We start from the raw sequence: 15,740 nt of genomic DNA, 5'->3' as shown, positions 1-15,740 counted from the left end.
TCTGGCGACCAGAATGCGAACTGAGGATATGCTGCCAATAGCTGAACAGATGGATGGGGTAGGATTCTGGGCCATGGAGGTATGGGGCGGTGCAACATTCGACACAATGCACAGGTTCTTAGCTGAAGATCCATTTGAACGAATAGGAAGGCTGAAAAAATATATTAAGAAAACCCCATTCTCTATGCTTCTAAGAGGACAAAATCTAATTGGATACAGAAACTATGCTGATGATGTGGTAAGGCTCTTTGTGGATAAGAGTTGTGAGGCAGGTATAGATATCTTCAGGGTCTTTGATGCACTCAATGATTTTAGAAATTTTGAAACCTGTATTGAGAGGATTAAGGCTAACGGAAAGCATTTTCAAGGCGCAATCTGCTATTCACTGACTGAAAGGCGCATGGGCGGAGATGTCTTTAATCTGGAATACTATTTAAAAAAGGCGGCAGAGATTGAGGCTATGGGGGCTGATTCCATATGCATCAAAGACATGGCCGGGATAATCGCCCCCTATGATGCATATCTTTTGATATCGGAATTAAAAAAGAATATTAAGATACCCCTGCAGTTGCATACTCACTATACAAGCGGCATGGCCTCTATGACCTACCTTAAGGCTATTGAAGCTGGTGTGGACGTTGTGGACACATGTTTGGCTCCCTTTGCCCTGAGAACATCTCAGCCCGCTGCGGAGCCGATTATCGCTACGCTGATTGGCACAGAACGCGATACGAAGCTCGATTTTACAAAGCTTCTTGAACTTGGATCATATTTAGAGAGTATCGCTCCAAAATACCGCGATTATCTTGCTACTAATAGAATGAGTGTCATCGATACGGCTGTATTAGCGCATCAGGTCCCTGGGGGTATGATATCCAATCTTATAAGCCAGCTAAAGGAGTCCAATGCGCTAGATAGACTAGATGAGGTATATGCTGAGGTCCCCATGACAAGAAAGGAACTGGGCACTCCACCCCTTGTAACCCCTACTTCGCAAATAGTGGGGGCTCAGGCTGTCTTGAATGTCCTAATGGGCAAATACAAGATTGTAACATCACAGGTTAAGGATCTGGTATACGGCCTTTATGGGAGAACACCTACCGAAATTGATCCTGATGTGCAGAAAAAGGTTTTAAAGGGGTATAAGCGTGGGGAGACGCCTGTTGCCGGACGCCCTGCGGATTATCTTGAACCTGAACTCGATAAGGCTCGGGAAAAGATAGGTGATATTGCAATGAATGATTTTGATCTCCTCATTTATGCCTTGTACCCGATCACTGGCGAAAAGTTTCTAAAATGGAAGTATGGGCTTGCAGAGAAGCCTCCTGAAGTAAAACCAAAGAGCTTGGAGGATGTTAAAAAGGAGGATGAGGTTATTAAGAAGGCCTTAGATGAATTGTATAAGAGGGTATAGCAGAGAAATATCCTTAAATTGAGGGTTTGAGGAACCTGCCCCAGGTTCCGCACTCTTCGCCCTGGTTGGGGCAAGGGTTCTCCAAGGTAGGGCAGAGGTTGCCCAAGAATGGGCAGATCCCACCCTAGTAGACCTAAACCGCCATACTTAGGGCTACATGCAGTCCATAGTGAGCGCTTATCCTGCCCCATGATGGGCAAAGATTATCCCCTTAACGGCAAAAGAGGCCCCCCTTAGGAAGTGTAAATCCAATTTGATGATGGAGTATGGATGATTAGAAGAGATGCAGATTTAAAAAATATATTGAAGAAAATTGATGGGAAGGGGTACAAGGCCTATAAGGATATAGAGGATGTCTTTGATTTTAAAGATTATATTCTATATATTGATCATGTATCAGGAGACCCCTTCGCCTTGCCCAGTAGGTTTCGGGTTCGCGTATCGCAGTGTGGGGCTCGTTTCCCTGGTGATGCCTATCATAACAGGAGTAGGGAGATAGCCCTGAGGGATTTTCTTGCTCGGAGGTTTTACGATGCCGCGAGGAGATATAGCAGGGGGAATCGGGGCACTGGCAAGAGCGGACTGATCTCAATAGATCGGCCCGGGCAGGAGATGCTTGAACGGACATCGCTCCTGGTGAATGATGAATTTGTAGAGGCAAGGATTTTAATGGGACTTCCCGCATTTGGAAGGAATATCTCGGGCAGGGATGCACGCGCCATGATATTCGATGAACTGCCCCAAATTATTCGATCATCCCTATTCTTTGAAGGGATTGAGAGGGAGAGGTTATATAGACACATCGAGACCGCTGAGGATGCTGATTATATAAGGGATAGGCTGGATAGTCTCAATCTTGTGGCCTTTATCTCTGATGGAGCTCTCCTTCCCAGGCGAAGCGGGGTGGATGATCGTCCCCTAGAGAGGGAAAAGTCTGTGCCCTTTGACTCACCGGAATCCCTGCGCGTGAGTATAGAGCTCCCTAACAGGGGTGAGGTAAGAGGGATGGGAATTCCAAAGGGAATAACGCTTATCGTTGGTGGTGGCTATCACGGCAAATCCACCCTTCTGAAAGCGATTGAATTGGGGATATATAATCATATACCCGGTGACGGCAGGGAATTCGTAATAACCAATCCCTATGCTGTAAAGATTAGAGCAGAGGATGGCCGTCGTATTGAGAAGACCTCCATCACCCCCTTCATTTCCAATCTCCCCTTTGGCAAGGATACCACAGGGTTTTCCTCTGATGATGCCAGCGGAAGCACCTCACAGTCGGCCAATATACTTGAGGCTCTGGAGGTGGGGTGTCAGGCCCTCCTCATAGACGAGGACACATCAGCAACAAACTTTATGATCAGGGATCATAGAATGCAGGAGCTTGTTGTAAAGGATAGGGAGCCTATTACGCCTTTTATAGATAAGGTAAAACAGCTCTACAATGAGCTAGGCGTTTCGTCGATCCTGGTAATCGGGGGTTCTGGCGATTACTTTGATGTGGCGGATTATGTTATATGTATGGTAGATTATAAACCCAATGATTTGACCAGTGAGGCTCAAGCCATTGCCCATAAGTATAGGGCAGAGAGAAGAGGGGAGGGTGGAGATTCCTTTGGAATGATCGCGGAACGCATCCCCCTATCTCACAGCATCAATCCAGGCAAGGGCAGAAGGGAGGTGAAGATATCCTCCAAGGGATTACATTCCATCGCTTTTGGCGAAAATACTATTGATCTTGGGTCTGTAGAACAGTTGGTGGACATCAGTCAGACAAGGGCAATAGGTGATGCCATAAATTATGCAAGGAAGTATATGGATGGGGAGAGGACCATGAAGGAGATCATTGGATGTGTATTGGATGATATTGACAATAAGGGTTTGGATGTGTTAAACAATAGGCCTGTTGTGGACTATGTTGAGTTCAGGGGATTGGAGCTTGCTGCTGCAATAAATCGTCTTAGAACCATAATCATGAAACAGAGGGGGTGAGTTAATATACTCTCCTATGAGAAATAGAAAGAATATCTTTAGTAGATTAGTTGATTTATTGATTCAGTTATTGGAGAGGGGTTATGAACGATTCCAAGGGATTAGCCTGTGGGAAAAGATAATTTTTTTGAATTCAGTTCCCGGCTTGATTGCAATTGTCCTGCCAGTGGCAAGGTATTATATCTTCGGCGCATACTATTACATTAACAATCCATTGGCTGTCTATATGCTGGGCATTATTGTTGTTATGCTTGTCTCTCCTTTTATCTCCGGACTCAAAAGGGTACTAATTAGAGTTTTATTGAATGTATATTATCTATTCTGGGTAATCTATCTTCCGCTTGCTGGCGAGTTGACAAAGGCGGAGCCGCATGAGATCAGTTTTGGATACTATCTTAATATCTTTGTGCCCTCAGTCTATATTCTATTCTCAGTATTCAGCCATTATGCATCCTCTGATCCTCTATAGATGGCTGGGGATTATGCTTATAATTCATCTAACCTAGGGGAGTTTGGCTAAACTCTCCTTCAGCTTGGAAAGGAGCGACTCAGACTCTTCCATCTTCTTTTTTTCTTTCAAAATAATATTTTCAGGAGCCTTTTGTAGAAAGTTATTATTTGATAACTTCTTTCCCATTTTATCAAGATTTGAAGTAATTTTAATTATCTCTTTTTCGATCCGGGCCCTCTCCCTCTCTATATCAATAAGCTCTTTTAGTGGAATAAACAGTTCAGCATTATGCAAAACAGCTATGGCGTCAGTCCTTTCAGGATTATAATCTTCTTTTATAATTATCTCTTCCACCTTGGCGAGCGCCTTCAGGTTTATCTGATCACGCTTTATCAGGGAGATCAATCCCTGACTCTTCGTTTTAAAGATAACGGTTGCCCTCCTGTCCGGGGGAATATTCATCTCTCCTCGAATATTCCTTATTTTGTAAACTATCTCTTTAAAGATATCGGTTTCTTCCGATGCCTTATGAAAATTATATTCTTCATTGATCTCAGGCCAGTCGGATATGGCAATCCTCTTTTTTGAGGAATTGGATATTTTGCTCCATATCTCTTCAGTAATATAGGGCATAAAGGGGTGTAATAGTATGATCGAATTTGTTAAAACGTGATATAATACCTGCTTGGCCGCATTGACGGAGTCAATCTGTGTATTATCCTCTGAGTATAGTCTAGATTTGGTCAGCTCTATGTACCAATCACAGAACTCATGCCACCAGAACTCATAAATTGTCTGGGCAGCCTCGTTAAATTTATATTCTGCAAATGCTGTGGTTATATTATCTATAACAATATTCAAACGATGCAATATCCATTTGTCAAAATTGTTTAAAGTCCCTACATCAATTCCCTCTGGCTTGAAGCCCTCACCCAGATTTATTAGGATGAATCTGGTGGCATTCCATATCTTGTTGCAGAAGGCGCTATACCCTTCGATGCGTTTTTCAGATAGTATGATATCCCTTCCCTGTGCCGCCAGAACCGCCAATGTGAATCTGAGGGCGTCAGTTCCGTATTTATCCATCATTATTATGGGATCAATAACATTGCCCTTGGACTTGCTCATCTTGTTGCCATGCTCATCCCTGATGAGGGCGTGAATATATACGTCATGGAAGGGCACATCACCCATAAATTTTAATCCCATCATAATCATTCGCGCGACCCAGAAAAATATGATATCAAAGCTGGTCACTAAGACATTTGTAGGATAATACTTCTCTAGTGCGGGAGTAATCTCCGGCCATCCAAGGGTGGAGAATGGCCATAACGCTGAGGAAAACCAGGTATCCAGAACATCCTCATCCTGGTAAATGTCCATTGAGCCGCATTTATCGCATTTTTCAGGATCCTCCATCGATACAATAATATTTTCACAGGAACTGCAGTAAAATGCGGGTATCCGATGCCCCCACCAGAGTTGCCTGGAAATGCACCAATCCCGGATGTTATGCATCCATTCAAAGTAGGTCTTCTCCCAGTTTTGGGGAACAAAGCGTATTCTGCCATCTTCTACTGCCCTTATCGCCTCCTTGGCTATCGGTTTTATCTTTACAAACCACTGTTTCGATAGGTATGGCTCAATGACTGTATGGCACCTGTAGCAATGACCAACTGAGTGATTGTAATCTTCTATTTTTACAAGTTGTCCCTCTTTCCTCAGATCCTCAACAATCCTATCCCTTGCCTCAAATCGAGATAATCCCGAATATTGCCCGCCATTATCATTGATATCTCCATTCTTATCCAGAATGTTGATCTCTTCAAGGCCATGTCTTTGTCCCATCTCGAAGTCATTTGGATCATGAGCAGGGGTCACCTTAACCAATCCAGTGCCGAATTCCTTATCAACATAGCTGTCTGCAAATATTGGAATTTCCCTATTCATCAATGGAAGAAGGACATTTTTGCCGATCAGGTGTTTGTATCTATTGTCCCCGGGATTAACCGCTATGCCGGTGTCGCCCAACATGGTTTCTGGCCTTGTTGTGGCTATATCAATTGTCTCGTTGGTGTCAACTAAAGGGTAGGCAATATAGTAGAGTTTCCCCTGTATCTCATGATATTCCGTCTCAATATCAGAGAGGGCTGTTCCACAACGGGGACACCAGTTAATGATTCTATATCCCTGATATATGAGGTCTTCATTGTATAGGGTTACAAATACCCTCCTTACGGCCTTGGAGAGTCCCTCATCTAAGGTAAACCTCTCCCTTTCCCAGTCAAGGGACGCACCCAGTCTTTTGAGCTGCTCCTTTATCTGTCCCCCCGAGTGTTCCTTCCATTCCCATACCCTCTTTACAAAAGCATCCCTTCCGATTTTATGTTTTGTCTTTTGCTCTTGATGGAGCAGCCTTTCAACCACATTCTGGGTAGCAATACCGGCATGATCCATCCCCGGCATCCAGAGAGTCGATTTCCTTTGCATCCTCTGCCATCGAATAATAATATCCTGCAGGGTATTGTTTAAGGCATGTCCAAGGTGGAGGCTTCCTGTTACATTTGGAGGGGGAATAACTATTGAAAAGGATTCAAGCTCATCATCCTCTAAGGCATGAAAGAGTCCTTCCTCTTCCCATATCTGGTACCATTTATCTTCAACAAGCTTTGGATCATAAGAAGAAGAGAGTTCCATTCGTTTTCCTATTTGTCATCATGTTAATGTATTGTGAATATTTTCAATTTGCTCAAACAGTCTATATTGTTGATAAAATTATATCATTTGGTCTAATATAAAGCAAATTAAATGATAATCTTATAAAGATATATCCTTGGGATGATTAACATGCTCGTTACAGCTATTATGCATATCCACATTATATGGATGGAATACTTTAAGAATTTGTATTCCCCAGTGTCAATTAGTTTTTTAAATGTTTATATTATTGGTTTGTGATCTCTATGAATTATAATATTCCATCAGCATTATCTGGGTTGCATTCGCAGTCAATCGGGGCAAGTCCATTATTGCTATTCATTTATAAAGCGGACTCAGGAATATAAATAGGATGTTGCTTATTATTTCGATTAGGATTATGTTTAAGGGGTATTTGAATAATAGTGATAGAAGTGCGACTTGCCTCAATAGCAGTGAGGATGGATTGTTATGTTATTATATTTTATCTTTCCTCGTTGAATTGATATACTCTCGTCTATATCTATTGTGAGGAACTTGCCCCTTTTAAAGCTTCCTGGGTTGGCTACTATTCCAAAATCGAGATTCTCTACCCCATCCGCCTCATGAATATGTCCTGCAATGCAAAGATCAATGGGATTTTTACGCATAAATTTATTTACACTTTTGCTTCCCCCCCTTAATCCCATAAAGGTTCTGTCCCTTGTCCATCTTGGCGGGGCATGGGTAACAAGGATGGTTGTATTTGTATCCTTAACTACATCATATCCCTTTTTTAGAAATTCCATTATTTTTTCTTCACTATACTCTGTTGGCGTGTTAATCGGAGTTGGGCTAGATCCTCCAACACCAAAGAAACCAATCCCTTTTATTACCCTTCCTCGTTCATGCAGATTGTATCCCTTCTCCTCAAGAATATCCATTACCTCAGATCTATCAATATTTCCATGAACAGCTATGATGTTGTTATTATGTCTTTCAATGTGACTCAATACCTCCAATGCCTCTTTTCTTGTGCCCTTTTTGGTCAAATCACCGGAGATGATTATAATATCAGAATCATACATCAATTCGGAAGCTGATTCAAATGCCTTTGTACAGCTATGTACATCGCTAATGGCAAATATCTTCATCCCTGCCTCATGAAAGGATTATTCAAAACATGGTATATATGCGTTACTTCCCTATAAGCGCTATGGTCCTTCTTTAATATTGCGTTGAAGTAGTATAATACTTCAACTCTCAGCCCTATTACATCTCTTGGATCTAAGGGTTATAAATTGATTTCTTAGAAACCCTGCTCGTCTATTTTTATACCTTAAGGTTTTATTAATAATAACCTTTATTATGAAGGAATGCAGTGTGTCAAGTAAGTTGGCGCTTTTATTAAAATAATAAAAGCTTCTTTTTTGATTTGTTTTGATAGTTATTTAAATTCAGTATAAAATGTTAGTTAATCCCCAAGCTTTAAACTTACAATTCGCTCTTTTGGGGGATGTTATATATGCTAATAAGATGTTGAAGGGCTTGAATGAGAATAAATATATTGTAGATGGCGATGATATTTTATACTTGACATCCAAATATCCATGTCATATTTGTATTTTGCCCTAAACATGGGTAATTATACATTATTCTACTTAATCAATATTATTTCCTTCTTCCGGTTAACTCTATAGAGAAAATTTTTATCAAGATTTTATTGCCGGACATAATTAGATCTTGGATGAGTTATTCTATATGGATTGGATTAAATGCATTATCTGCTAATTATCGTTTAAAGGATTTTTATTCCATATAGTATAATCTGATTGGTCAATTTGAATTATTTGATTAGAGTAGATAGATAAATAATAAGTAATAATTTAAGGGAGATAAACTATGGCAAAACTAAGAGAAGCGGTAGTAATTGATGTGGTCCGTTCCCCTATCGGAAAATCAGGAAGGGATGGGATGAAGAAGAATGGTCAGCTTTGTCAGGCATCAGCACAGGATCTATTGTCTAATACTATTCGTGGTTTGCTTGATCGAGTACACGCAAAATCCAGTAAATTTGATGAAATAGAGATTGAGAATGTAATTGTGGGTTGCTTAAGCCAGATTGGCGAGCAGGCTATCAACATCGGTCGTGTGGTTGGACTTCTGTCCGGGATACCCAAGGAAGCCGCGGCCTGTACAGTCAATCAGTACTGTAATGCAGGGCTCAAGGCCATACAGATGGCATCACATGAGGTTATGCTCGGCGAGGGTGACATCGTTGTGGCAGGGGGTGTGGAATTGATGTCTCATTATCCCATGGGTTCCGATGTTCAGGCTGCGATGCTGGCGAATTATCCTGTGCGCATGACACCCCGCTTTGAGGAGGGTGGTATGGCTGTTCCACAGGGTTTGTGCGCTGAGATGATTTCCGAAGATCAGGGCCATACAAGAGAGGAGCTTGACAGGTGGGGGATGTGGAGTATGCAGAAGGCAACCGAGGCTGCCCGCAAGGGATGGCATGCTGAACTCATCATTCCCTTTGAGTTTGAATGGGAAGGTGAGAAGAGGCGAGTTGAAAAGGATGAAACATATCGCGAGAAGGCGGTGGATGATCCTGATACCTTTCTTAAGGATCTTGGCAAGCTTCCAACACCCTTTAAGGAGAGTGGCATGGTCACAGCAGGAAATTCCTCACAAATAGTGGATGGAGCCGCTGCTGCAATAATTATGAGCGCTGATAAGGCTGAGCAGCTAGGATTGGAGCCAATCTGCAGAATATCATCCTGTGCTAACTCAGGAGGCGAGCCAGTGCCAATGCTTCTAGCGCCGATAGAGGCCTCGCGAAAGGCCCTTAAGCGCGCTGGATTAACAATTGATAAAATTGACGTAATCGAGCCCAATGAGGCGTTTGTCTCGCCGCTTCTTCAATTCGCTGATGATCTGGGGTATGATCGCTTTGATCCACGCCAAAATCCTACCGGCGGGGCAGTAGCGTTAGGTCATCCGATCGGAGCGTCGGGAGTTGTCTATTTCGCAGAAATGGTCCATCACCTGAGACGCACTAACGGCAAGGCTGGACTTCAGATGATGTGCGGTGGCGGTGGTGTTGGCATTGCTACTGTGGTTGAGAGGGTATAAGCCATCTGAAAAATTGGAAACGGATTGGAATATTCAAATATTTAAATTTGGATTATATCAATAATCACAAAAAAAGGGCATGGATCAATTTATGCCCTTTTTTTATTTTAATTTAATATTACCTTGTAGGTTTATTGAGATGGAAATAAACGTTTAGTGTCATTCCCTTCTCAATCACTAGTGGGGAATTATTAGGGAGGATAAGATCATGAAAGCCCTATTTTTTGAAAACAATATTTTCAGGATAATCATGACGAATATCGCAATTAAATTCAATAAGAATGCCGCACTGGGAAGATTATCTCCAATTAGTTATAAATCGGTGAGTGATCCTGAGATCCCCAATCAACGATGGTTAAAGGTTAGGAACAAGATTTGCGGATTATGTGGAAGCGATATTCACTTTATTTATATGGAGGTAGATCCTAAATGTTTCCCAGCGGCAATACCCGGCATTTCAAGGAAATATCTTGGTCATGAGTTGCTTAGTGAGGTTGTAGATGTAGGCTCTGATGTTGAGGGAATAAATATTGGTGATCGTGTGGTCCTTCGCATCGATTGGCCTTCATGTTTCCAGATGGAGTTTGATCCTCCTTGTATGCAATGTGCAGATGGCAATTATATGTTATGCGAAAACTTGGGTAAGATTGAACCCCCTGTTATTGATACGGGATGTGGCTTTTCTGAATATATGATAATGCACAGGAGTCAGCCTCATAAGGTGCCGGATGAGATAAGCGATGATGAAGCAGTCCTTATTGAGCCCGCTGCATGCGCTGTGCATGGCGTTCTAAGAGACAGGCCGAAAAAGGGGGATAGGATTCTTGTGATAGGTTGTGGCACTATCGGTTTAATGACTATAGCCGTAGCTAAGGCCATTGAGCCGGAGTCCAGGGTTTATGCCCTTGCCAAATACCCCTTTCAAGTGGATGCTGCAATGAAGATCGGCGCGGATGATGTATTGATGGGTAGTAAAGATCTATTTAGGGATGTTGCAAAAAGGACGGATGCCCAATACATACGTGGATTTTTTGGAAATGAGATACTATTAGGTGGGTATGATATCATTTACGATACCATAGGCAATGACAGGAGCATAAACAATGCCCTTCGTCTTTCAAAGGCTGGCGGACATGTGATAATATTGGGGATTAATCTAAAACCTGGAAAGATTGACTACACCCCCATCTGGTATCAGGAGGTGCAGTTGTCAGGGATCAACAGCCATGCCAATGAGTATGATAGTGAGACCTCATTTGATATTGCCACAAGGTTGATTGCAGAGAAGAAGATAAATATGGAAGGTTTAATTACACATCGCTATAGGTTGGATGACTTTAAGGAGGCAGTAAACACTTTTCTGGATAAAAGTCGTTCAGAGGCTATTAAAATTGTGATTGATCATGAGATGTAATATTTATTTTTCAATTGTGAATTCCAACTAATATTCAGAGAGGATAATTATTTAATGACTGACTCAGTATTTTACCAAATATTAAGGGAACATCTGAAGGATGGGGAAATAGCTCCAGGGAATGAGATAGGGATAAGGATCGATCAGACTCTTACTCAGGATGCAACTGGCACCATGGTATATCTTCAGTTTGAGGCTATGGGAATACCTAGAGTAAAGACAGATCTGTCTGTATCCTATGTAGATCACAATACCCTTCAGATGGGATATGAGAATGCAGATGATCACAGATATCTTCAGTCAATGAATGCAAACTATGGTATATATCACTCAAAGGCCGGGAATGGGATATGTCATCAGGTTCATTTAGAGAGATTCGGTCGTCCTGGCTATACACTCCTAGGCTCGGATAGTCATACCCCTACTGCTGGGGGTATAGGGATGATAGCCATTGGGGCAGGAGGCTGTGAGGTGGCTGCAGCTATGGGTGGAGCGAGTTATTATTTAATCTGCCCAAGGGTGATAAATATACGATTATTGGGCACTCTACGTCCATGGGTAGCTGCGAAGGATATTATATTAAGGGTGCTGGAAATTCTTACTACAAGGGGCAATGTTGGGAATGTAATTGAATATTCAGGGCCAGGGATCAAGGGCTTATCAGTGCCTGAGAGAGCGACTATTACCAATATGGGCGCGGAGCTTGGAATCACCACATCAATATTCCCAAGCGATGAGGTAACTAGGGATTTTTTGAGGGCAGAGGGGAGGGAAGGCGATTGGAGGGAAATATTGCCAGGGAAGGAGGTTCAATATGATAAAATCATCGAGATTGATCTTTCTGAAATTTATCCAATGGTGGCATGCCCACATTCACCTGATAATATTAAGAGGGTTGCAGATCTGAGTGGTATGAAGGTAGATCAGGTTGCCATTGGCAGCTGCACCAACTCTTCATATAAGGATCTTATGATAGTAGCAAAATTGTTAAAGGGGAAGAGGGTCTCTCCTGATGTGAGTCTAATCGTAGCCCCTGGATCGAGACAGGTCCTCCAGATGATTGCAAAAAATGGCGCCTTGAGCTACATCATAGAGAGCGGAGCCAGGATTATGGAAACAGCCTGCGGTTTCTGTATAGGCGCGGGACAGGCTCCCCCAACAGGGGGTGTTTCATTAAGGACCAATAATAGAAATTTTGAAGGAAGATCAGGAACAAAGTCCGCAAATATCTATCTTGTGAGCCCTGAAACCGCAGCCCTCTCAGCTATCTATGGAGAACTAATTGATCCGACTCATCTTCCGTCAGATGTTTATCCAAGTATAGCAATACCTGAGAAATTTATCATTGATGATTCACTCATTATCCCTCCGTCAGATAAAGAGATTCTCATAACACGGGGTCCGAATATAGGCAAGGTGCCAAAGACTGAGCCATTGATGGATGAGATCAGGGGAATTGTTGGAATCAAGTTGGGGGACAATATTACAACCGATCACATAATGCCCGCAGGCCAGAGGTTGCTGTTGAGATCAAATATACCAAAATATTCTGAATTTGTATTTGAGAATATTGATCCTAGCTTTTCTAAAAGAGCCATGGAAAACAGGAATAGGAGATTATACACCGCAATTGTAGGCGGATTGAGTTATGGCCAGGGATCGAGTAGGGAGCATGCTGCGATATGTCCAATGTACCTTGGAGTGCGTTTGGTGATTGCAAAGTCCTTTGAGAGGATTCATTCCACAAATCTAATAAACTTTGGAATTTTGCCCCTCACATTTACTAATGAAGATGATTATAGTGGAATAGCAGAGGGTGATGAGTTTGTTGTAAAGGATTTAAGGAAAAATATTCTACATGAGGAGGTTATTGCTATTGAAATTGGTGGGAAAAACCTTGAACTCTTTATTTTAGCAACAACTCGACAGAGAAAGATATTGTTGGCAGGGGGCCTTTTGAACTATTCTTAATGATGCGTTAAGGAATCATCTCAATAAGTCTAACATTGACGGAACAGAAGGGTAGCCAACCCCTTTTTTTTGCCTTATCCATTGATACTATAAGATATGGTAGATATTGAGGTTCAAAGGGTTCTCTAAGCAGATGCCATTTTATTTCACTCAGGAGCTTGCTGCCCTTTTTGTTGTTGCACCACTTACAGGCGCATACAAGATTTTCCCAGCTTGTAAAGCCATCCCTATAATGATTACCAGAAATCCGTTCCCATCTGCTGCGGGGTATAATGTGATCAACAGTAAGGTCTTTTATCGAGAATCTATTGCCACAGTACTGACAGATCATATCATCTCGATAGATTACATTTAACTTGGATAGGGTTACCTTTTTTTTATGAAAGCCATTGTAGCCAATAATAGATATTACGGAGGGTATCCTTAATGAAATTGATGGGGAACGAACATAGGTATCTCCTTCAACCACAGGGATAGCCCTCTCTGCTGTTACCAGGCATATAGCTTCCCTAACAGAAGTAATTCTAATAGGTATAAACCCTGAATTTAAGACTAGGACATCAAAATTCAGCATAGTTCTTACACTAAAACCGGGAATTATTATGGACCAGAAAGGCCTTAGCAATTTTCAAGTTTTACATAGATATTCGATGATTATATTTGCCAATTCCTCTAAATTTACTTAAATATCTGAGTCACTGATATGAATGGGTATGCGTTGCCCATGTATAGGCAAATTTATTGTAGATAAAAATATTAGTCAAGGAATTTTAATAGGATCACACCAGTATAGTCTCATCTTAATCCCTATTACGAGTAAAGTAAAATGCAATTTTTTTGTTGAAAGATTTGGATAAAAGAAGTAGTCTTATTTATCAAATTTATAATATTAAGCTAGGAGTAAATGAATATGAGTATAATGAGGTTAAAAACGATGAGGTATATGTGTTTGTGCTTTGTTTTATCGTATTCATGTTTTATCTCGTGCAAATTAAAAGTTCCAATAAAGGAGATGTCCCTTGCCAAATCTGCAATTTCGACGGCAAATGAAGTGAAGGCAAAGAAATACGCTCCGGAAGAGCTCAATAAGGCGAAGGAGCAGCTATTTAAATGTCATGAATCCGTAAATACTGATGATGTGAAGACAGCGAAAGAGAGGGCAGTGGAAGCCAAGATGTTTGCGGATGCTGCAATAGAGAAATCGCTTCCTCCATTGACGAGTGATCTTCTTGCTGAAGCCAGGAAAGTCTATGATGAAGCTGACCTTGCTTTTGCCGAGAAGTATGAGCAGGAGGCATTCAACCTCGCAGATGATAACATTAGAGAGGCAGAGACTATGATCATTAATAAAAAATTATATGATGCCTATCTCAAATTAAAAGAGGCTATTCATAATGGGACCTATGCGAAGAACAAGGCTCTGGAAAATATACCGGAATTAAATAAAAATATAGCAAAGCTGTTAAAGGATACTGAAGATCTTAAATCCAAGGGAGGGGTTGAGTTTGCTCCTTTAGAGATTGAAGCGATTAATTCCAAACTTGAAGCAGCAAAATCAAGCTTGGATCAGAAAAATATCAAGGATGCATTTTACAAGATATCCGAGGCAGATAAGGACCTTCAAATCGCTGTGTTGAAGACAAAAATGGGACATGCGGCAAAAATGCTTAAGACTGCTGAGATTGAATTAGCAAGGGTGAAGGAATCTGAGCTAAGGCAATATGTTATGAAGGATATAGAAAGGGCATCCCTGCTCATTACTGAGGGTAAGGAATTATTTGATGGGAAATCCTATTCAGATTCGAGTAAAAAATCTCAAGAGGCTTTAGAGCTTATTAGTTCTATCTGGATTGATATCAAAAAGAAGGAAGATGAGATTCAATTAGCGGAGGAGAAAGAGAGGGAGAGGCAAAGGATCGAGGCTCAGGAGAGGGAATTGAAGAAGAAAGAGATGCAAAAACGAGTTTCTCATAAGGAGTATGTAGTTAAATTGAATCCTAAGAAGAGGGATTGCCTATGGAGAATCGCATACTATGTATACAAAAATGCTAGGCTGTGGCCACTAATATATATGGCAAACAGGGATATGATTAAGGATCCGGATTTAATATTCCCTGGTCAAAAGTTTGATATTCCCCCGATCCCTGAGAGAGGGGAGGGTGGGAAGCAGGGTGACAGGGAGGATGTCGCTATAAGAGAGAAACCCGCTGAAGTGTCTGTTGAACCAACGGAAGAAGAAAAGGGGGGTGGGATTGATGCAAAGGAAGGGCCAACTGGAGTACCGGTAGAGTCCATTGAAGAAGATAAAATGGAGGACTCTGCCAAAGGAGAAGGGCTAGGTGAAGAATCAGTTGAGTCCATAGAAGAAGGAAAAGTGGGGAAGTCTGTCATAGGAGAAGCGCCAACCGGAGCATCAGTCGAGTCCACTGAGGAGGAGAAGGTGAAGGAGCCTGCCATAGGAGAGGATCCGACAGGGATTCCAGTTGAGCCCATTCAAGATGAGAAGATGAAAAATCCTGCTATCAAGAATGATTCTCCCCATGCAACTGAGAAATTCAATAAAGAAGGAATGAATAGCGAAGCCGATACAAATGATGAATCTCAAGGAGCCTTTATTGAATAGTTGAATATAAAGAATTCAGCAAGAGATCAACGCTTACTGATTCATCAGTTGAATATATATTGAA

At 41.7% G+C, this 15,740-nt stretch carries 10 protein-coding genes; 7 read left to right on the top strand and 3 right to left on the bottom strand.

All coding sequences use genetic code 11. The features are described 5' to 3' along the window. From SVZ03_12750 to SVZ03_12740, 3 genes are all read left to right on the top strand, one after another. On the top strand, positions 1-1,414 hold a 1,414-nt coding region (locus SVZ03_12750), incomplete at its 5' end, for a pyruvate carboxylase subunit B (protein MDY6935076.1). Between the two features lie 270 nt (positions 1,415-1,684). Then, entirely contained in the window at positions 1,685-3,403 is a 1,719-nt protein-coding gene (locus SVZ03_12745) for an ABC-ATPase domain-containing protein (protein MDY6935075.1), read from the top strand. A 16-nt stretch (positions 3,404-3,419) separates the two neighbouring features. Next, positions 3,420-3,872: a hypothetical protein gene (locus SVZ03_12740; protein ID MDY6935074.1), complete on the top strand. Its 453-nt coding sequence runs from the start codon at positions 3,420-3,422 to the stop codon at positions 3,870-3,872. 33 nt (positions 3,873-3,905) lie between these two features. On the opposite strand, the gene SVZ03_12735 is transcribed toward SVZ03_12740, so the two are convergent. Both SVZ03_12735 and SVZ03_12730 read right to left on the bottom strand, forming a co-directional pair. Continuing rightward, positions 3,906-6,551 (bottom strand): valine--tRNA ligase, encoded by a 2,646-nt coding sequence (locus SVZ03_12735; protein ID MDY6935073.1) that lies wholly within the window; start codon positions 6,549-6,551, stop codon positions 3,906-3,908. A gap of 446 nt (positions 6,552-6,997) precedes the next feature. Then, on the bottom strand, positions 6,998-7,684 hold the full coding sequence (locus tag SVZ03_12730) for a metallophosphoesterase family protein (protein ID MDY6935072.1): 687 nt from the start codon (positions 7,682-7,684) through the stop codon (positions 6,998-7,000). 748 nt (positions 7,685-8,432) lie between these two features. On the opposite strand from SVZ03_12730, the gene SVZ03_12725 reads away from it, so the two are divergent. The 3 genes from SVZ03_12725 (at position 8,433) to SVZ03_12715 (ending at position 13,053) form a co-directional block, all read left to right on the top strand. Continuing rightward, positions 8,433-9,668, top strand: a complete 1,236-nt coding sequence (locus SVZ03_12725) for a thiolase family protein (protein MDY6935071.1) — start codon at positions 8,433-8,435, stop codon at positions 9,666-9,668. Between the two features lie 208 nt (positions 9,669-9,876). After that, positions 9,877-11,082, top strand: a complete 1,206-nt coding sequence (locus SVZ03_12720; GenBank protein MDY6935070.1) for an alcohol dehydrogenase catalytic domain-containing protein — start codon at positions 9,877-9,879, stop codon at positions 11,080-11,082. A gap of 54 nt (positions 11,083-11,136) precedes the next feature. Next, positions 11,137-13,053, top strand: a complete 1,917-nt coding sequence (locus tag SVZ03_12715) for an aconitate hydratase (protein ID MDY6935069.1) — start codon at positions 11,137-11,139, stop codon at positions 13,051-13,053. A gap of 7 nt (positions 13,054-13,060) precedes the next feature. On the opposite strand, the gene SVZ03_12710 is transcribed toward SVZ03_12715, so the two are convergent. Next, complete coding sequence (locus SVZ03_12710) at positions 13,061-13,627, bottom strand: HNH endonuclease (GenBank protein MDY6935068.1); 567 nt, start codon at positions 13,625-13,627, stop codon at positions 13,061-13,063. Positions 13,628-13,963: 336 nt separating this feature from the next. Here SVZ03_12710 and SVZ03_12705 point away from each other — a divergent pair, with 336 nt between their 5' ends. Further along, a complete protein-coding gene (locus SVZ03_12705) occupies positions 13,964-15,676 on the top strand; it encodes a DUF4398 domain-containing protein (protein MDY6935067.1) in 1,713 nt (570 codons plus the stop codon). Positions 15,677-15,740 lie beyond the last annotated feature (64 nt).

The organism is Spirochaetota bacterium, assembly GCA_034190085.1.
Lineage (GTDB): Bacteria > Spirochaetota > UBA4802 > UBA4802 > JAFGDQ01 > JAXHTS01.
This window is presented reverse-complemented; position numbering and strand designations above follow the sequence as displayed.